This is a genomic window from Bacillus sp. F2HM (assembly GCF_019266135.1).
Lineage (GTDB): Bacteria > Bacillota > Bacilli > Bacillales > Bacillaceae > Bacillus > Bacillus safensis.
On record NZ_LRMO01000022.1, the window covers coordinates 51,854 to 70,864 of the forward strand.

The following is a 19,011-nucleotide window of genomic DNA, read 5'->3' on the forward strand; positions in this document are numbered from 1 at the left end:
TGCGAGGGGATGTTATGAGTAATCGCGTAATTTTTGTGGTATCAGATTCAGTAGGAGAAACGGCAGAGCTCGTGGTCAAAGCGGCGCTTAGCCAATTTGATGGCGGCTCATCAGACCATTCAAATATTAGAAGAATCCCGTATGTAGAGGATGTTGGTACGATTAAAGAAGTCATTTCACTGGCGAAAGCAGATAATGGGATCGTCTGCTTTACTCTTGTTGTGCCAGAAATGCGCCAATTCTTAATTGAGGAAGCAGAAGCAAACGGTGTTGTTTATTATGACATCATCGGTCCACTCATTGATAAAATGGAGACGGCATATGGAAATGAAGCGAAACATGAGCCGGGTCGTGTACGTCAATTAGATGAGGACTATTTTAAAAAGGTAGAAGCTATCGAGTTCGCTGTGAAATACGATGACGGCAGAGACCCAAGAGGTATTCTAAAGGCTGATATTGTGCTCATTGGTGTATCACGCACGTCCAAAACGCCATTATCTCAATATTTAGCGCATAAACGGCTGAAGGTAGCGAACGTTCCAATTGTACCTGAAGTTGATCCGCCAGAAGAGTTATTTTCAGTTGATCCGAAGAAATGTATCGGTTTGAAAATTAGTCCAGACAAATTAAATCATATTCGCAAAGAGCGGTTAAAATCTCTTGGTTTAAATGATCGCGCTATTTATGCGAACATTGAGCGGATTAAAGAGGAACTAGAGTATTTTGAAAAAGTGGTTGACCGCATTAACTGTCAAGTCGTTGATGTATCGAATAAAGCAGTTGAGGAAACGGCAAATGTCATTCATCAAATGCTGACCAAAAGAGGTTCCGAATAAACTCAGGATGCTCCTCCTGGGTTTTTCCTATGGTGGGAAACGGGTAAACAAAAACAATAGCATATTTGCTGCATTTGTATTATAATAAAAAATTGTGATAAAATGATTGATTTTAGGTTTAAGTTAAGTCAAGAACGAATAAACTAATATTGGCAGAAGTCAAGTGATTCTGAACATAACTTTTCGACAAAATGAGTTTTACTGTTGATTGCTCTATGGGGGAAAAGTATGGTCTTTTTGCTTCTCTAAAGCAGGAATAAGGTGGAGGGATGGAGAATTAGTCACCTGAATGAACGTAAAAAAGAGAGGACGATTTATGTCGATGCAGATGCTTGTCCTGTAAAAGACGAAATCCTTTCTGTCGCATCTCAATTTCAAGTACCAGTGACATTCATTGCTTCATATGAGCATTTTCAAACCAAAAGATCTCCACTTGAAGATTGGCGGTTTGTAGATACACATAAGGAAGCAGCGGACTTAGTCATTGCCAACTCAGCTGCCGCACATGATATTGTCGTCACCCAAGACATTGGTCTTGCCTCCTTACTGCTTCCGAGACAGGTCATTGTTCTGTCTGAAAGAGGACGAATGTACACAAACGAAACAATTGATTTTGATTTGGAACGCAGGCATGTTTCCAGCAAACAGCGAAGAAAAGGTGTATACGGAAAAGGTCCCAAAAAGCTTTTAGAAGAGGATAAGAAGCGATTTATGGCGCAACTACAAAAAATCCTGTCGAATCATGAAGGATTTTTAAATTAAAAGGCGAATAATGTACGACGGAGTGTTATTAGGATGAGCAAACGTATACCAGATGAACTTTTGGAGCAGATCCAAAAAAACGCAGACATTGTCGAAGTGATTGGAGAATACGTACAGCTTAGAAAGCAAGGTCGAAATTACTTCGGTCTTTGTCCATTCCATGGTGAAAATACTCCTTCATTCTCTGTTTCAGCAGATAAGCAAATCTTCCATTGTTTTGGCTGTGGTGCAGGAGGCAATGTGTTTTCTTTCCTCAGACAAATGGAGGGCTACTCATTTATTGAAGCCGTTTCACATGTGGCTGATAAGTACCATATTGATCTGCCTGAGCAGGTGGCGAATGCTCAGATGAGTTCCTCTCAGCAAGAGGACACTGCAGATCATAAAATGATTGAGGCCCATGAGCTTCTTAAGAAATTTTACCACCATTTGCTGGTAAATACAAAAGAAGGTCAAAACGCACTCGATTATTTACGGTCCAGAGGCTTTACGGATGAAACCATTGCCAAGTTTGAGATCGGGTATGCTCTTGATTCTTGGGATTTCGTGACCAAGTTTTTAGAAAAACGAGGATTTGATCCTGTGATGATGGAGAAGGCTGGTCTTTTGATTCAACGTGAAAACGGCACAGGCTTTTTTGACCGCTTTAGAGATCGTGTCATGTTTCCCATTCATGATCATCATGGAACGGTCATCGCTTTTTCCGGAAGATCGCTTGGTGATCAGCAGCCTAAATATATGAATAGTCCTGAAACGCCGCTTTTTCATAAAAGTAAGCTGCTTTATCACTTTCATGACGCACGTATGCATATTCGCAAACGCGAACGGGCAGTTCTTTTTGAAGGATTTGCAGACGTCATCTCAGCTGTTACATCAGGTGTCGGTGAAAGTGTTGCAACAATGGGTACGTCTCTTACAGAAGAGCACGTAAAGCTTCTCAGGCGGAACGTAGAAGAGATCATCCTTTGCTATGACTCTGATACGGCCGGATACGAAGCGACCATGAAAGCATCAGATTTGCTTGGAAAAAGAGGATGTAAAGTTCGCGTTGCCATGATACCAGATGGACTTGATCCAGATGATTACATTCGTAAATATGGCGGCGAGAAATTTAGGAATGACATCATAGATGCAAGTGTGACATTAATGACGTTTAAGATGAATTTTTTCCGAAGAGGAAAAAACTTATCAGACGAAGGAGACCGTCTTACTTATATGAAGCAGGTTCTCCGAGAAATCAGCCGGTTAAATGGCTCTTTGGAGCAAGAGATTTACATGAAACAGCTTGCTGGGGAGTTTTCGATCTCACTTGATTCATTAAAAGAACAACTGGAGCTGTTTGAAAAACAGCAGCGGCAAGAAACCAAAAGCACGCAGGAAGAAAACGGGCTTGAAAAACGGCGTGCACATCTGTCAACACAAGTGAGAAGAAAGCGTCTGCGGCCGGCATATGAAAATGCAGAGCGAATGCTGCTTGCACATATGTTAAAAAGCGATGACGTGATCCGCAAAGTACTTGACAGAATCGGGATTGAATTTAATATAGATTCGCACAGGGCGCTGGCAACGTACATTTATGCCTTGTATGAAGAAGGCAAAGAACCAACGCCGCAGCACCTGATGAACCGGATAGAAGATGATGTCATGAATCAGCTGTTGACGGATATATTGATGATTCAAGTCGGAGACGAACTAAGTGAAGCTGAATTAAGTGATTATGTAAAAAAAGTGTTGAATCATCGGAATTTGTCAATGATAAAGGAAAAAGAACTAGAACGTGCAGAAGCGGAGAGGCAAAAAGATTTCTTCAAAGCGGCAACACTTGCAAAAGAAATTATTCAGTTGAACCGTTCGCTGAAGTAATACGTCTATTATTAATGACAGGACTTACGGCTGGCAATGAATCCTTTACGGGAGGAGCATAAGACCGCAAGCATCTTGCCTTCATCATTATTTATTTTATTTCCTATTTGCTTCGTCATCTGTTTGATAGAGAGAGAAAAGCAGGGCGGAAGTAAATCGCAAGTTACTTTAGAATTCGTTGCAAGCTTTGGAAGGAGGGATCCATAATGGCTGATAAACAAGCCCACGAAACCGAAACTGAATTAACCTTTGAACAGGTGAGAGATAAGCTCACTGAAACGGGTAAAAAACGGGGCGTTTTAACATACGAAGAAATTGCAGAGCGTATGTCTAGCTTTGAAATTGAATCAGACCAAATGGATGAATACTATGAATACTTAGGCGAACAGGGTGTAGAGCTCATTAGTGAAAACGAAGAGACAGAAGACCCAAATGTTCAGCAGCTGGCTAAAGCAGAAGAAGAATTTGACCTGAATGATTTAAGCGTACCACCAGGTGTCAAAATCAATGATCCTGTTCGTATGTACTTAAAAGAAATCGGACGCGTCAATTTGTTATCTGCAAAAGAAGAAATTACGTATGCTCAAAAGATCGAAGAGGGCGATGAGGAATCAAAAAGAAGATTAGCGGAAGCGAACCTTCGTCTCGTTGTCAGCATTGCGAAACGCTATGTCGGTCGTGGTATGCTGTTCCTTGACTTGATTCAAGAAGGAAACATGGGTCTGATGAAGGCGGTTGAGAAGTTTGATTACCGCAAAGGATATAAATTCTCAACATATGCGACTTGGTGGATTAGACAGGCGATCACACGTGCGATTGCCGATCAGGCGAGAACAATCCGGATCCCGGTTCATATGGTGGAAACGATTAATAAATTGATCCGTGTTCAAAGACAGCTTCTGCAAGACCTAGGCAGAGAACCAACGCCTGAGGAAATTGCTGAAGACATGGATTTAACTCCAGAAAAGGTAAGAGAGATTCTTAAAATTGCGCAAGAGCCTGTATCTTTAGAAACACCTATTGGTGAAGAAGATGACTCGCATCTTGGTGATTTTATCGAAGACCAAGAGGCGACATCTCCATCTGACCACGCTGCGTACGAACTCTTAAAAGAGCAGCTTGAAGATGTATTAGACACGCTGACGGACCGTGAAGAAAATGTGCTAAGACTACGTTTCGGACTAGACGACGGAAGAACTCGCACGTTAGAAGAGGTTGGTAAGGTGTTCGGCGTAACAAGAGAGCGTATCAGACAAATTGAAGCGAAAGCTCTTCGTAAATTAAGACACCCAAGCAGAAGTAAACGATTAAAAGACTTCTTAGAGTAGAAACCGGACGGATCTTGAAAGAGATCCGTTCTTTCTTATCAAAAATGAAAACGCTTTTTTCAATCTGATTATATTTTACTGAATAACAAATGAATTTGCAACGTTCTTAGAGAAAAGATGTATAAAAAATACATCTAAATGTGCTGAAGGCTTCATTTCTCATCTTGAATCATTTTTGTCTAATCTGTGAACTTGACCAAAGTTTTGTATCATAATTCGTTTACTTTTTGTAAAATTAAAGTAGAATTAGAATTGTTTGCATAGTCTCAAAGGGGTTTTCACAAAGGGGAGGATGAAAGAAATGAAACGGAATCCACTTATACCATTTTTATTGATTGCCATTTTAGGTATTGGACTCACTTTTTTCTTATCAATGAAGGGGCTGAAAGATGAAGAAAAGATTGCCTCAGGGGGCAAAGAGCAAAAGCAAGAAGAGACAGCAAATGCAACGCCGGAAGAATTGTATAAGCAGAACTGCATAAGCTGTCACGGGGAAAACTATGAAGGCGGTGCAGGTCCTGCATTAAAAGGTGTTGGAGACAAGCTTGAAGTAGCCGACATCAAGAAGAAAATTCAAGAAGGCGGCAACGGGATGCCAGGCGGGCTGATTCCAAATGAAAAGCTCGATGAAATGGCGGAATGGGTGTCTAAAATTAAATAATCTTATACAAAAAGCTCTTTTTCAAAAGAAGAGCTTTTTTCATTTGAAAACGACTTTTAAAAAGTCCATAATTTATATAAGATAGACAAGTATGAACATTAAAGAAAAGTAGTGATACGTATGAATGAAATGAATTTATCGAAACGATTAAAAAAAGTCGCAGACTTTTTACCAGATGAGGCAGTCTTCGCTGATATCGGCTCAGACCATGCCTATTTGCCATGCTATGCGATTCTGCATCAAAAAGCAGTGAAAGCCATTGCTGGTGAAATTACCGATGGACCGCTTCAATCGGCGCAGCAGCAAGTACATAGACTTGAATTAGATGAACAGATATCGGTCAGAAAAGGAAATGGCCTTGAAGTCATTGAAAAAGGCGAAGTGAATGCAGTGACGATTGCAGGTATGGGCGGGGCACTCATCGCAAGCATACTAAATGAAGGAAGGCATAAGCTCGCAGGCAATGAGCGGCTCATTCTTCAGCCGAATATCCATGCCCACCATATTCGTTTATGGCTTTATCAAGAGGGGTATGAATTGATAGATGAAGTCATTTTAGAAGAGGATGGCAAAATATACGAAATCATCATCGCAGAAAAAGGTGATAAAGATAAAGCTTATGAAGGAATGTCACTTGAAGCAGGCATGCTAGTTGGCCCGTTTCTTGCGAAAGAGCAAAATGACGTTTTCCAGCGCAAGTGGATGCAAGAGCTACAGCATATGGAGAAGATAGAAAGTCAAATTCAGCAGGCGGCGCGGACAGAAGAAAATAAAGAACGCCTTGAAGAGCTGAATGCGAAAATAAAGATGCTAAAGGAGGTTTTGACTGTTGGCTAAAACAGTAAACGGGCATGAAATCATCCAATTGTTTGAACAATTTTCACCAAAGGCATACGCCATGGAAGGGGATAAAATTGGTCTTCAGATTGGGACATTAAATAAAAAAGTAACCAATGTGATGATCACCTTGGATGTATTAGAGAATGTAGTAGATGAGGCGATCGAGCGAAAAGTGGATCTTATTATTGCTCACCATCCGCCGATTTTTCGACCATTAAAACATGTAGCGACGGATCAGCCGGCTGGACGTATCATTGAAAAATGCATCAAACATGATATTGCAGTATATGTGGCACATACGAATTTAGACGTAGCTGATGGCGGAGTCAATGACTTGCTTGCTGAGGCCTTAGAGCTTGAAGAAACAAGAGTGTTAGTGCCGACATACGAAGATCCAATCAAACAGCTTGCTCTGTATGTCCCAGAGGAATTTGAAGAGGCCATCCGGACAGCTTTAGGAAATGCGGGCGCCGGCCATATCGGCAACTACAGCCATTGTGCGTTTTCAAATGAAGGGACAGGCAGCTTTTTGCCATCAGAAGAAGCTGAGCCGTTTATTGGTGAGTCGGGTCAATTAGAATTTGTGAAAGAAGTGCGGATTGAAACCATTTTCCCAGCAAGTATAGAAAAACAAGTGATTCGCGAAATGATCAAAGTACATCCTTATGAAGAAGTCGCCTATAGTGTACACACGACAGATCTTCCTCCTATTCAAAAAGGGCTTGGCCGTATTGGAGAGCTAAATGAGCCAATGACACTGAGAGATTTCACGCAATTTGTGAAAACGAAGCTGGATGTGAATGGTGCTCGTTTTGTAGGAGACCAAGATGCTGTTGTGAAAAAAGTGGCGGTGCTTGGCGGAGACGGAAATAAATATATCCATCAAGCGAAAAGAATGGGTGCCGATGTGTATGTGACAGGAGACCTTTATTTCCATGTTGCGCACGATGCCATGATGCTAGGGCTGAACGTTGTGGACCCAGGACATTATGCTGAAAAGATTATGAAAGAGGGCGTAAAGGCGAAGCTCCAATCGCTATGTGCGGATAAAAAGTATGACGTACAGCTCTTTGTTTCTGAATCAAACACAAACCCATTTCAATTTATGTAAACAAAAAACGTCAGAGCATATCCGCTCTGACGTTTTCTTATTTCTTTGTTTTGACGCGAGGTAAAATTTTAGAAAGAGGAACGGTTCGTTCAATCTTCCAAGTTGTTTCATCATCTGGTTCATAGTTTTCTAAGAAACGAATGACTTCCTTTGTAATAGGTGTTGGTGTTGAAGCACCAGCAGTAACGGCAACGGTTTTGACGCCCTGCAGCCATTCCAGCTTGAGTTCACTTAAGTCGCCAATACGGTAAGCCTGCGTTCCGGCAATCTCCATTGACACTTGTGCGAGACGGTTAGAGTTATTACTTTTTGGATCGCCGACAACAATGGTTAAATCGGCTTGGCCAGCTTGCTGCGATACAGCTTCCTGACGCACCTGTGTCGCAAGGCAAATTTCTTGATGATACTCGACGTGAGGGTATTTCTCTTTAATCAGCTCCATCAGGTCGTGGACATCCCATTGAGACATCGTCGTTTGGTTCGTGATGAGCAGTTTTTCTGATGTTAAATCGAGTGCCTCAATGTCAGCTTCTGTTTCGACAAGATGTACCTTGTCAGGGGCTACTCCGACAGCTCCTTCTGGCTCGGGATGACCCTTTTTCCCAATATAAATAATGTCATAGCCATCGGCTGTTTTCTCTGAAATGAGTTCGTGAGTTTTCGTTACATCGGGACAGGTCGCATCAATGGCGACAAGGCCTTTTTCTTCTGCGATTTGACGAACCTCAGGAGAAACGCCGTGAGCTGTGAAAATGACTGTTCCACTTTCAACCTGCTTTAAAATGTCTAAGCGGTTTGGTCCGTCCAGTGTGTAAATACCGTCTTCTTCGAAGGCATCAGTGACATGTTTGTTGTGCACAATCATACCTAATATATAAATTGGGCGTGGCAAGTTCTTATCAAGTGCGGCATTTTTAGCAATGACCATTGCATCCACAACGCCATAGCAATAGCCACGCGGCGATATTTTAATTACATTCATTTATTCGTCCTCCTGTAGGGAAGTGCTGCTAGAGAAGAACAATATAAAAAGCCGTAAAAAACGGCTTTTTATCATTCTCTTGCTTCCATTATAGCCAAAGTAAGCGTATATATCAAAGATTGTTATACGCAGTGAACACTTCGCCGTTAAAAGATCACTAGACATATAGTTTTGGAACAGAGCTGCCAGATCTTTTTTTCGGTTTTGCTTCAGGAGCAGGTGAAGTGTGAGGTGCTGTTTTTTTGACGAGGATGTCTTCTGGTTCTTTATTTTTTTCTATTTCGTCAGTTTGTGCTTCTTCCTCGTGCACTTCTGTTTCCGCGCTAGTCTCCGTTGATTCTGCATCAGCATCATTTGCACTTTCTTCATCATCATCCGCACTGCCAAGCTGGCTGTACAGTTTAATCATCGCAGGCAAATTTCTCACTAAAGGACCGTATTGCTGAATCATTGGCGTAAATTGCTGCGCCATCCCGAGCACTTTTTGAACATTTCCTAACATGCTTGAGAGGGTCGCAGGATTTGTGAAGCTCTGGATTCCTTGTAATCCCGCACCACCTCCAGAGACTCCAGCTCCTCCTGCGCCAGGAAGAAATTTAGAGAGCATGCCTTTAATTCCTGCTCCGCCGCCTAGTGCACGGCTCTCACCTCCTGGAATTCCGCCCATCCCGGGTAAACCGCCTCCCTGTACAGACGGGGAGCGAGGCATCATTTGCTGAAATGGATTGCCCTGCCCTTGAAAAGGCTGTTGGATAGGAGGCTGCTGCCTTCTTTGAAACATTCCGGGCTGTCCGCCATTTCCAAGGTGCCGGCGTGAGGGACGGCGCGGCTGAAAATCGCCCATAGGCCTTTGCCCTAACATACTTGTACCTCCCTTACTGCATTCTCTTTCTCTTCATAGGTTATGCAAGGAAGCACCAATTGGTTTCCTGTAGGAAAAGCGGACATGGTTTTTTTACTGAAAATCAGCTATAATGAGGAGATGAGCAAAAAGGCATTGCCTTAAGGAGTGAAAACATGAAAGAAACGAAATTTACGACATATGAATTAAAGCCTTTTATTATAGATGCTATTCATGAACTAGGCTTTTATGAGCCGACTGATATTCAAAAAAGAATCATCCCTGCTGTTTTAAAAGGAGAAAGCGTGATTGGCCAGTCACAAACCGGAACAGGAAAAACTCATGCGTACTTACTGCCGCTGATTCATTCAATTGATCCAAGCAAAGAACAGGTACAAGTAGTGATTACTGCACCTACAAGAGAATTAGCCAATCAAATTTTCAAAGAAGCTCAAACGATTTTAAAGAATGCTTCTCCAGAAGAAGAGATCAAAGCAAAGCTTTACATTGGCGGAACGGACAAGCAGAAATCAATTCAAAAGCTAAAAAACCAGCCGCATTTGGTGGTCGGTACACCTGGACGTATTGCTGACCTCATTCATGAGCAGGCGCTGAATGTTTATAAAGCGACCTCTCTTGTTATTGATGAAGCGGATTTAATGCTGGATATGGGATTTTTAGAAGATGTGGACCGTATTGGTGCACAAATGCCAGAACAGCTGCAAATGCTTGTGTTCTCTGCAACCATTCCAGAAAAACTAAAGCCTTTCCTGAAAAAATATATGGACAATCCAAAGTATGCGCATGTTGAACCAAAACGGATTACAGCTGAAAACATTCAGCACATTTTAGTTCCTTCTAAACAGCGTGATAAATTAAAATTGCTCCATGAGATGGTGACGAATGTACAGCCATATTTAGGGATCATTTTTGCCAATACAAAAACAACTGTTGATGAAATCGCAGCATTTTTACAAGAAAAAGGAATGAAAATCGGTGTGCTCCATGGCGGGTTGACGCCGCGCGAACGTAAAAAAGTCATGAAACAAATAGAAGATTTGGAGTTCACTTATATTGTGGCATCTGATCTTGCAGCTCGCGGGATTGACATTAAAGGCGTCAGCCACGTGATTAACTATGAACTTCCATCTGATCTTGATTTTTATGTGCACCGTGTTGGAAGAACAGCTCGTGCTGGTTCATCTGGAATTGCCATGACCATTTATGAGCTGGCTGATGAGGATGCACTCATTCAAATTGAGAAAATGGGCGTTGTGTTTGAAAACAAAACCATTGTTCATGGCGAATGGCGAGATGCAGATGACCGTCTGAAGCGTCAAAGACGTAAAAAAGCACCAAATGAAATTGAAGAAAAAGCAAAACGTCTTGTGAGAAAACCGAAAGCCGTCAAACCTGGATATAAAAAGAAAATGACACGTGAGATGGATAAAATCAAAAGACAGGAACGTAGAAAGTCAAAGCGTAATGGAAAGTAGGGGGAAACATTGTTAAAGATTGGTTCACATGTATCCATGAGCGGAAAACATATGCTTCTTGCAGCGAGTGAGGAAGCTGCCTCTTATGGTTCGAATACGTTTATGATTTATACTGGTGCACCGCAAAATACGCGCCGTAAAAAAATTGAAGACCTCAATATTGAAGCTGGACAAGCGCATATGAAAGAGCATGGCATGACGGATATCGTCGTGCATGCTCCGTATATTATCAATATTGGAAATACAGTGAATCCAGCGACATTTGAGCTTGGTGTAGACTTCCTTCGCTCTGAGATTGAGCGTACGGAAGCGCTGGGAGCAAGACAAATTGTTCTCCACCCGGGTGCGCATGTAGGAGCAGGGGCAGAGGCAGGGATTCAAAAAATCATTGAAGGTTTAAACGAAGTCATTGTGAAAGGTCAAGAGGTTCAAATTGCACTTGAAACAATGGCGGGAAAAGGATCAGAATGCGGAAGAAGCTTTGAAGAGCTTGCCCAAATTATCGACGGAGTGACACATAACGAAGCTCTTTCTGTCTGCTTTGATACGTGTCACACGCACGATGCTGGTTACCCGATTGTGAGTGACTTTGATGGTGTATTAGAAGAATTTGATCGAATTGTTGGTATTGACCGAATCAAAGTTCTTCATATTAATGACAGTAAAAACGTACAAGGCGCAAGAAAAGACCGACATGAAAATATCGGTTTTGGTGAAATTGGTTTCGATGCACTGAGCTATATTGTGCATCATCCGCAGCTTCAAGATGTGCCGAAAATTCTAGAAACGCCTTATGTAGGTGAAGATAAAAAGAACAAAAAACCACCTTACAAATTCGAAATTGCCATGCTGAAAGAAAAGCAATTTGATGAAGGCTTACTAGATAAAATTACGGGTCAGTAAAAAAGGATGCAACATGTTGAGGTGCCGCTAAATGCGGCCCTTTTTTGCTTAACTTGTAAACTGGTTAAACAAATCATTCACAGTCTGTGCTGTCTGTTTAGAAGTAATCGCTTCCACTTGTTTAAGGAGCCGGTTACGCTCTGAGTCATTAAAAATATTGATGTTTTTCCCGTTCATGAGTTTGGCCACCTCAGCAGCTTGATGAGACGTTAAACTGACGCCATACTGTTTCGCATACCTTAACAGATCATTTGCTGTGATCTGATTGAGCCGCTGCAGGACAATTTTTTGAATTAAAATCAATTCCATTCCTCCCCTCTGTAACAATGTATGGGCGAAAACGGAAAATGTGCAAAAAATTTTATTTTATTCTGTGAAATGATAAAATAGTAAAGTGGATAAAATGTTCATTGAAAATTTAACATGTGTAGAAGGGAGAACGTATGGCAAATAGTAAACAGCACAAAAAGGAATCAGTGCCTCATTTTATTTTGAGAATTTTTCTGATTCTAGTAGGAGCTGCATGTGCAGCAGTCAGCATTGAATTATTTTTAGTGCCAAACAATATTATTGATGGGGGCATCATCGGCATTTCGCTTATTTTGGATTATCTCTTTACAGATAACCCGTTTATTAATTTTGCGACGATTGTTGTCATTTTAAATATTCCATTTATGATATCAGGATACAAGCATATTGGGAAAACCTTTCTCATTTCCACTGTGATTGGGATTGTCAGCTTAGCCGTCATTGAATCTTCACTTCATCATGTGGAGGCATTTACAACACAGCCGATCTTAGCCACTGTATTTGGCGGGCTATTACTTGGATTTGGTGTTGGACTTGTCATCCGTAATGGAGGTTCAATGGATGGAACAGAGATCTTGGGAATTCTTCTGACGAAAAAAATTCCTTTCTCCGTCGGTGAGTTTGTCATGATCGTCAATGTGTTCATTTTTATTTGGGCGGGCTTTGTTTTCGGACCAGAGCAGGCTATGTATTCTGTCATGACATATTATTTGGCAATGAAAACAATTGATGCTGTCATTCAAGGGCTTGATGAAACAAAAGCTGTGATTATCGTATCAGACCATTATGATGAAATTTCAGATGCGATTCTGCATCGACTCGGCAGGGGAACGACAAAGCTGAGAGGAAAAGGCGGCTATACAGATGAAGAAAAAGATGTTATCTACGCTGTTGTCACAAGGCTTGAAATTACAAAGCTGAAATCCATTGTATTTGAAATTGATGACCAAGCATTTATCACGATTATGGATACGCATGAAACAAAAGGCGGTAAGTTCAAAACAGCCATTCATTAGCTTTTATTTTACTTTTTTATCTTTCTTTTATATAATGAAATGTATGTATGGACAAAGAAAATGGCAAAAGCCATTTTCTTTTTGTTGTATAAATCGTAATCATTCTTTTTATATTGATTAAAGGTGGAAAGATTCATGGCAAAGCCAATTATTGAAATGAAAGACATTTCGTACTCGTATGGACAGCGAAATGTCATTGATCACATTCATTTAACAGTAGAGGAAGGAAACTTTCTAGCACTTGTTGGACCGAATGGTTCTGGTAAAACAACCTTATTAAAATGTCTGCTTGGGCTCATTAAACCGCAGCAGGGTGAATTAAAGCTATTTGGCACGCCTGTCTCAAAATTTAGAGACTGGGATCAAATCGGATTTGTTTCTCAAAAGGCGAATAGCTTTAATACAGGTTTCCCTGCTTCTGTATATGAGGTCGTCGCAAGCGGACTGACCGCAAAAATTGGTTTGTTTAAACGAATGAGCAAACAGGATAAATGGCAAGTGGAAGATGCCATTCGCTCAGTTGGCATACAGGATTTAAAGCATCAAAACATCGGTGAGCTTTCTGGCGGGCAGCAGCAGCGTGCATTTATTGCCCGTGCGCTTGTCAGTCAGCCGAAGCTGCTCATTTTGGATGAGCCTACGGTTGGGGTCGACCAGCGGACAGTAGAAGGCTTTTATCAGCTGCTCGAAACATTGAACAAAGAAAAAGGAATGTCTTTAATTCTCGTCACACACGATGTTGGCACCGTTTCTGATAAAGTCACCCATGTGGCTTGTTTAAATCAGACACTGCATTTCCACGGGGATGCAGAAGCGTTTGATTCAATGGATGATCAGGCGCTATCCCAATTTTACGGGCATGACATTCAAGTGATTCATCACGACCATCACCATCATGGGGGACATGAATAATGCTATTTCCATTTTTTCATTATGAATTTTTACAAAATGCGTTTATCGCAGGTATACTGATTGGTTTTATTGCGCCCTTACTTGGTGTATTTATTGTCGTAAGAAGGCTCTCGCTTATTGCAGATGCCCTCAGTCACGTATCACTTGCCGGTATTGCCGCAAGTCTATTTCTTGATAAAAAGTTTGGCCTTTTGACAGGGGTAAGCCCGCTCTACTTAGGGATGGCTTTTTCTGTTGCAGGTTCATTGTTTATTGAACGCCTGCGCTCCGTGTATAAACATTATCAGGAGCTTGCCATTCCCATTATTTTATCAGGGGGTATTGGGATCTCCGTCATTTTCATTTCACTAGCGAATGGTTTTAATACAGATTTGTTTAGTTATTTATTCGGAAGTGTTAGTGCGGTTTCAAGACTTGATCTTTGGATTATTGTAGGAATCTCACTCGTTGTTGTGTTAGTTGTTGTGCTTTTATATAAAGAATTGTTTCTGCTTTCTTTTGATGAAGAGCATGCAAAGGCTTCTGGTATTTCAGCAAAATGGATTCATTTTATTTTTATCTTAGTCGTTGCACTTGTCATTGCGGCATCGATGCGTATCGTCGGTACACTGCTTGTGTCGGCGCTCATGACGCTTCCTGTTGCGGCAAGTATCCGCATTGCCAAAGGATTCAAACAGGCGATTTTCCTTTCGATCTTATTTGGTGAATTGTCTGTATTGGCCGGATTGATTTTAAGCTATTATCTTGATTTAGCGCCAGGCGGAACCATAGTGATGCTGTCGATCTTGATTTTAATCGGGTGTATTAGTATTGGGAAATTCAGAAGGGGGAATCAACATGAACGTACAAGAAGCGCTTGATTTATTAAAGGAAAAAGGTTACAAATATACAAGCAAACGTGAAGACATGCTTCAATTGTTTTCTGATTCTGATAAATACTTGACCGCTAAAAATGTGCTGACGGCACTAAGTGAAGACTACCCGGGTCTCAGCTTTGATACGATTTATCGAAACTTGTCACTATATGAAGACCTTGGTATATTAGAAACAACGGAATTGTCAGGGGAGAAACTATTCCGTTTTAAATGTTCATTTTCCCATCATCACCATCACTTTATTTGTCTTACATGCGGGAAAACAAAAGAGATCGATGCCTGCCCTATGGACAAGCTCGACGCCGATTTAGAGGATTATCATATTAGCGGACATAAATTTGAAATATATGGAACGTGTCCTTCCTGCGAACCGAAGGAAGTTCACTCATAAAAAAGCCAGCCATGGAGCTGGCTTTTTTGTTTTCTCTTTTGAAAACGTTTTACAAAGGGAGGCTGTTTCATTAAAATGAGATCAAGGTACTACATTTTGAAGTAAAGGGAGGGGTAAAAGTGGCCTATTACGTCGTGTTTGATGTAGGCGGGACGAGAACGAAACATGGATTAATGGATCAGGATGGAAAGCTGGTCTCTAGCGGTGACTATCAGACGAACTGCCGGCAGCTTGAACCGTTTTTAAAAGCCATGGCAGATGTGGTCAAGGAATATCAAAGGGTGACGAATGTCAGCGGTATCGCCATCAGTCTACCAGGCTTTGTGGACAGTGAATCAGGTTATACAGAATTTGCAGGCGCCATCATCGCCTTAAATGGTCAAAATGTAAAAACACTTTTAGAAGAGAAAACGTCTCTTCGTGTAGAAGTGGAAAATGATGCGAACTGTGCAGCTCTCGCAGAAAAATACAGCGGTCATGCGAAAGATTGTGACAGCTTTATTTGTATGACAATTGGCACTGGTGTCGGCGGAGGTATTTTTGCTAATGGTCAGCTTGTGCGCGGTGCATCCTTCCGCGGTGGTGAATTCGGCATGATGCTGACAGAGACGGAAAATGGCCAGTTTACAACTCTTAACAGCAGCGCTTCAACGGCTGGATTAATTCGGAGCTATAAAGAAAAGCAAGGAATACCGCAAAGTACTCAAATAGACGGTCAAGAAATTTTTGAAAAGGCGAAGCATGATCCGGCCATTGAGAAGCTGGTAGATCAATGGTACAAGCGAATAGCCATTGGCGTTTACAATGTAGCGACTGTTCTTAACCCGGAGAAAATCCTCATTGGCGGAGGCGTAAGTGCAAGACCAAATTTATTACAAAATATTGAAAAACATTTACATACACTGCATGCGTGGAAGAACATTCAGGTGAAGCTGGAAACTTGCTACTACTTAAATCAGGCAGGCATGAAGGGGGCACTTTACCATTTCCTCATGAAAGAAGGGCAGCTTGCTCCATCAAAAAAGCCGATACATTAAATGTATCGGCTTCAGCGTGTAGACAAATCCTCGTGTTTGTTCCGCTTCGGTGCTCGCTCAGTTACATTAATAAGCAGTTTGCAGATGCTGCTCATATTGTTTGATCCACTTAGATGCTTCCTGCCAGTTGTTTACGCGTATAATTCTGTCGTCAATTGGCATCTGGTTATAAGGGGAGTTAAAAAGTATAACCGGGATGTCAGCCTCTTTTGCAATCATTGTGGCATTGCCATGATGGTCTTCAAAAAATACATCAATTTTGTGCTTTTGAACGGCTTCCAGCTTATGATGACCGCCAACCAGCTCAATAGCATCATAGTGCACATCATGTTCTTGAAACCACTTGTAGGTGATATCCGAATGCTGCTGCCTTCTTGCGGTAATATAAATCAGTCTGTGCTGCTGCTTCATTTCGTCGAGGATCTCTTTTGCACCCTCAGCAGGCTTTGCCTGTTTATAAATAAGAGGCTCGTGCTGATCCATCCAGCCCCAAAATTCTTCTTGAGAAATTTTTAAAAGCTTCGTCAAATCATACTCTGTCATATCATCTAGTGTCATGGCACATTGGAACGACTCATTTAAGTAGGGAACAAAGGTGTCCTGTGCCGTCACTGTACCATCAATATCAATTCCTAAACGTAACATGCCCACACTCCTCATTTTTATACTCTTAAAGTGTAACATAATCAATTCACAATTCCAGCAAGTTTTAGCAATCATGAAACAGACATTTTTGCTCATACTAAAAAAGCTCCTTTCTATTAACCAAAAGGGGGAATTGATCATGGAAAGAGACGAGGATTTCAGAAGAAATGATCGTGAAATCGACACACACTTTAGTAATGATGATGGCTATTTAGAGGAAACAGCTGCTGAAATTGCAGAGCCATATCAAGCTTCAAGAGATCGAGAAGATAGACGAGGACGTGACCAAGCAGGTGACGAATCAGGCAGTAAAGGGATAGGCTATACAGCACTCGCGATTGCGATTATCTCATTATTTGTCTTGCCGGTGCTATTAGGGGTAGCGGCAATCGTCGTTGGTTATATTGCAAGAAGAAAAGGAGCACATGCGCTTGGCGCGTGGTCAATTGGGATCGGAATTGTTTCCGTCATCCTAGGCATATTTATCACCCCGTTCTTTTAATAAGAACAGAAAAACGCCTGACTATGACGTCAGGCGTTTTTTGTTAGGCATTCGCTTGTTTTTCTTTTTCAGCTTCCATTTTCGCATAATGTTCTTCAGCGATTTTATCGATTTCTTTTTTCAGTTCTTCGACCATTGTTTCTTCCGGTACTTTACGAACAATTTCACCTTTACGGAACAATAAGCCTTCGCCTCTAGCGCCTGCGATTCCGATGTCCGCTTCACGCGCTTCACCTGGACCGTTTACAGCGCAGCCGAGAACTGCTACTTTAATCGGTGCTTTGATTTTAGAAATATATTCTTCGACTTCATTTGCAATGCTGATGAGGTCAATTTCAATTCGTCCACAAGTTGGGCAGGAGATCAGTGTTGCTGCATTTGATGCAAGACCAAATGATTTCAACAATTCACGTGCTACTTTTACTTCCTCAACTGGGTCAGCACTTAATGAAATACGGAGGGTGTTCCCAATCCCCATATTCAAAATAGCGCCAAGTCCAGCTGCACTTTTGACTGTACCTGCAAATAACGTACCTGATTCTGTAATCCCAAGGTGAAGAGGATAATCAAAGGCTTTAGCCGCTTTTTCGTATGCTTCAATTGCAAGGTTTACATCAGATGCTTTCATACTGACGATGATGTCATGAAAGTCTAGGTCTTCTAGAATTTTAATGTGATGCAGTGCACTTTCGACCATACCATCTGCTGTTGGATAGCCGTATTTATCGAGAATTTTTTTCTCTAATGAACCAGCGTTTACGCCAATACGGATTGGAATGCCTTTTTCTTTTGCTGCTTTGACAACAGCTTCGACTTTTTCTCTTCTTCCGATGTTTCCTGGATTGATTCGGATTTTGTCTGCGCCTGCTTCAATCGCTTTCAGTGCAAGCTTGTAGTCAAAATGAATATCCACAACAAGCGGGATGTTAATTTGTTTTTTAATGTCCGCAATTGCATTTGCTGCACGCTCATCTGGACATGCGACACGCACGATTTGACAGCCTGCCTCTTCTAAACGTTTAATTTCAGCGACTGTCGCTTCGACATCATGTGTTTTGGTTGTTGCCATACTTTGAATGACAACCTCATTATTTCCACCTATAGTTAAAGGTCCCACTTTGACGGGACGCGTTTTAGTACGATGTGTGACTTCACTCACTTGTCAATCGCTCCTTAGTGTACAAGCAATTCTTTGCCGTGTACGTCGTGTTTTACAGTTCATATTGTAACAGTCTCTTTGTATGAATGACAAGGAATTAACGTTTTATCTCTTATAGACAGGAAACTTATACGTGCTGCCTGCCCTGATTTCGTTCGCTTTAACACCTTGATTCAGCTCCTCGAAATCCTTAATGACATCATCAAGTGGCTTGCTTGTATGTACGATGGAGAGGACTGTTTCACCTTGTTTAACAGTGACATTCTTATAAGCCTTTTTCTCAGCTGTTTGAAACGCACTTGCTGGGACAGCTGGGTTTTCCTCAACAGGGATGGTTCCATTTTTCAAATCAAAAAAGATAATAAAGAGGACAAACAAACTGATTAGTAAAAAAAGAATTCGCCGCATTTTACTCACCGCTTTTAAGAGTTTACTTCAGTCTATGCATGTCCTGAAATGATAGAACCAAAAAGAGGAGAAAAGCTGGAAAGGGTGGTTCTAGTTCGTTCTAGTATGTCTTGTAATAAAACTGCTTGGGTCGT

At 41.5% G+C, this 19,011-nt stretch carries 21 protein-coding genes; 15 read left to right on the forward strand and 6 right to left on the reverse strand.

Annotation, left to right across the window (positions count from 1 at the left end):
* Nucleotides 1-14: 14 nt before the first annotated feature.
* The 7 genes from AWT60_RS14230 to AWT60_RS14260 all read left to right on the forward strand — a co-directional run bounded on the left by AWT60_RS14230 (nt 15) and on the right by AWT60_RS14260 (nt 7,401).
* The gene (locus AWT60_RS14230) at nt 15-836 is read left to right on the forward strand and encodes a pyruvate, water dikinase regulatory protein (protein WP_008342399.1); all 822 of its coding nucleotides are present in this window, start codon (nt 15-17) and stop codon (nt 834-836) included.
* Nucleotides 837-1,097: 261 nt separating this feature from the next.
* A complete protein-coding gene (locus AWT60_RS14235; RefSeq protein WP_024423016.1) occupies nt 1,098-1,598 on the forward strand; it encodes a YaiI/YqxD family protein in 501 nt (166 codons plus the stop codon).
* A gap of 33 nt (nt 1,599-1,631) precedes the next feature.
* Nucleotides 1,632-3,461 carry a DNA primase gene (gene dnaG / locus AWT60_RS14240; RefSeq protein WP_041106905.1) on the forward strand — a complete coding sequence of 610 codons (1,830 nt, stop codon included), beginning with the start codon at nt 1,632-1,634 and terminating at the stop codon, nt 3,459-3,461.
* A gap of 206 nt (nt 3,462-3,667) precedes the next feature.
* Nucleotides 3,668-4,789 (forward strand): RNA polymerase sigma factor RpoD, encoded by a 1,122-nt coding sequence (gene rpoD, locus AWT60_RS14245; RefSeq protein WP_008342392.1) that lies wholly within the window; start codon nt 3,668-3,670, stop codon nt 4,787-4,789.
* A 301-nt stretch (nt 4,790-5,090) separates the two neighbouring features.
* Nucleotides 5,091-5,450 (forward strand): cytochrome c550, encoded by a 360-nt coding sequence (gene cccA, locus AWT60_RS14250; protein ID WP_024423014.1) that lies wholly within the window; start codon nt 5,091-5,093, stop codon nt 5,448-5,450.
* 120 nt (nt 5,451-5,570) lie between these two features.
* Nucleotides 5,571-6,287, forward strand: coding sequence for a tRNA (adenine(22)-N(1))-methyltransferase (locus AWT60_RS14255; RefSeq protein WP_041106903.1), 717 nt, complete (start codon nt 5,571-5,573; stop codon nt 6,285-6,287).
* A complete protein-coding gene (locus tag AWT60_RS14260) occupies nt 6,280-7,401 on the forward strand; it encodes a Nif3-like dinuclear metal center hexameric protein (protein ID WP_087975793.1) in 1,122 nt (373 codons plus the stop codon). Before AWT60_RS14255 ends, AWT60_RS14260 begins: the two co-directional genes overlap by 8 nt.
* A gap of 37 nt (nt 7,402-7,438) precedes the next feature.
* Here the strand turns inward: AWT60_RS14260 and AWT60_RS14265 are convergent, their stop codons facing one another.
* Together AWT60_RS14265 and vrrA are read right to left on the reverse strand one after the other, a co-directional pair.
* The gene (locus AWT60_RS14265; protein ID WP_024423011.1) at nt 7,439-8,383 is read right to left on the reverse strand and encodes a 4-hydroxy-3-methylbut-2-enyl diphosphate reductase; all 945 of its coding nucleotides are present in this window, start codon (nt 8,381-8,383) and stop codon (nt 7,439-7,441) included.
* Between the two features lie 157 nt (nt 8,384-8,540).
* Nucleotides 8,541-9,245 carry a VrrA/YqfQ family protein gene (gene vrrA, locus AWT60_RS14270; RefSeq protein WP_087975794.1) on the reverse strand — a complete coding sequence of 235 codons (705 nt, stop codon included), beginning with the start codon at nt 9,243-9,245 and terminating at the stop codon, nt 8,541-8,543.
* A 155-nt stretch (nt 9,246-9,400) separates the two neighbouring features.
* Between vrrA and AWT60_RS14275 the strand changes: the two genes are divergently transcribed.
* Together AWT60_RS14275 and AWT60_RS14280 are read left to right on the forward strand one after the other, a co-directional pair.
* On the forward strand, nt 9,401-10,720 hold the full coding sequence (locus tag AWT60_RS14275) for a DEAD/DEAH box helicase (protein ID WP_034280145.1): 1,320 nt from the start codon (nt 9,401-9,403) through the stop codon (nt 10,718-10,720).
* A 9-nt stretch (nt 10,721-10,729) separates the two neighbouring features.
* A complete protein-coding gene (locus AWT60_RS14280; RefSeq protein WP_024427965.1) occupies nt 10,730-11,623 on the forward strand; it encodes a deoxyribonuclease IV in 894 nt (297 codons plus the stop codon).
* Nucleotides 11,624-11,671: 48 nt separating this feature from the next.
* Here AWT60_RS14280 and AWT60_RS14285 read toward each other — a convergent pair whose 3' ends face one another.
* Nucleotides 11,672-11,926: a DUF2624 domain-containing protein gene (locus AWT60_RS14285; protein ID WP_024423008.1), complete on the reverse strand. Its 255-nt coding sequence runs from the start codon at nt 11,924-11,926 to the stop codon at nt 11,672-11,674.
* Between the two features lie 140 nt (nt 11,927-12,066).
* On the opposite strand from AWT60_RS14285, the gene AWT60_RS14290 reads away from it, so the two are divergent.
* The 5 genes from AWT60_RS14290 (at nt 12,067) to AWT60_RS14310 (ending at nt 16,163) form a co-directional block, all read left to right on the forward strand.
* Entirely contained in the window at nt 12,067-12,948 is an 882-nt protein-coding gene (locus AWT60_RS14290) for a YitT family protein (RefSeq protein ID WP_075623517.1), read from the forward strand.
* Between the two features lie 135 nt (nt 12,949-13,083).
* The gene (locus AWT60_RS14295) at nt 13,084-13,860 is read left to right on the forward strand and encodes a metal ABC transporter ATP-binding protein (RefSeq protein WP_024423006.1); all 777 of its coding nucleotides are present in this window, start codon (nt 13,084-13,086) and stop codon (nt 13,858-13,860) included.
* Complete coding sequence (locus tag AWT60_RS14300; RefSeq protein ID WP_034280150.1) at nt 13,860-14,720, forward strand: metal ABC transporter permease; 861 nt, start codon at nt 13,860-13,862, stop codon at nt 14,718-14,720. The genes AWT60_RS14295 and AWT60_RS14300 overlap by 1 nt, the downstream gene beginning before the upstream one ends.
* Nucleotides 14,698-15,126, forward strand: coding sequence for a zinc uptake transcriptional repressor Zur (zur, locus tag AWT60_RS14305; protein WP_003217433.1), 429 nt, complete (start codon nt 14,698-14,700; stop codon nt 15,124-15,126). Before AWT60_RS14300 ends, zur begins: the two co-directional genes overlap by 23 nt.
* 119 nt (nt 15,127-15,245) lie before the next feature.
* Nucleotides 15,246-16,163, forward strand: a complete 918-nt coding sequence (locus AWT60_RS14310; protein ID WP_056767362.1) for an ROK family protein — start codon at nt 15,246-15,248, stop codon at nt 16,161-16,163.
* A gap of 66 nt (nt 16,164-16,229) precedes the next feature.
* Here the strand turns inward: AWT60_RS14310 and AWT60_RS14315 are convergent, their stop codons facing one another.
* Nucleotides 16,230-16,808, reverse strand: a complete 579-nt coding sequence (locus AWT60_RS14315; protein WP_056767359.1) for a 5' nucleotidase, NT5C type — start codon at nt 16,806-16,808, stop codon at nt 16,230-16,232.
* A 139-nt stretch (nt 16,809-16,947) separates the two neighbouring features.
* Here AWT60_RS14315 and AWT60_RS14320 point away from each other — a divergent pair, with 139 nt between their 5' ends.
* Nucleotides 16,948-17,310 (forward strand): DUF308 domain-containing protein, encoded by a 363-nt coding sequence (locus tag AWT60_RS14320; protein WP_025092959.1) that lies wholly within the window; start codon nt 16,948-16,950, stop codon nt 17,308-17,310.
* Nucleotides 17,311-17,353: 43 nt separating this feature from the next.
* Here AWT60_RS14320 and ispG read toward each other — a convergent pair whose 3' ends face one another.
* Together ispG and AWT60_RS14330 are read right to left on the reverse strand one after the other, a co-directional pair.
* Entirely contained in the window at nt 17,354-18,469 is a 1,116-nt protein-coding gene (gene ispG / locus AWT60_RS14325) for a flavodoxin-dependent (E)-4-hydroxy-3-methylbut-2-enyl-diphosphate synthase (protein WP_024423001.1), read from the reverse strand.
* Nucleotides 18,470-18,574: 105 nt separating this feature from the next.
* Nucleotides 18,575-18,877 (reverse strand): hypothetical protein, encoded by a 303-nt coding sequence (locus AWT60_RS14330; protein ID WP_056767356.1) that lies wholly within the window; start codon nt 18,875-18,877, stop codon nt 18,575-18,577.
* Between the last annotated feature and the right edge of the window lie 134 nt (nt 18,878-19,011).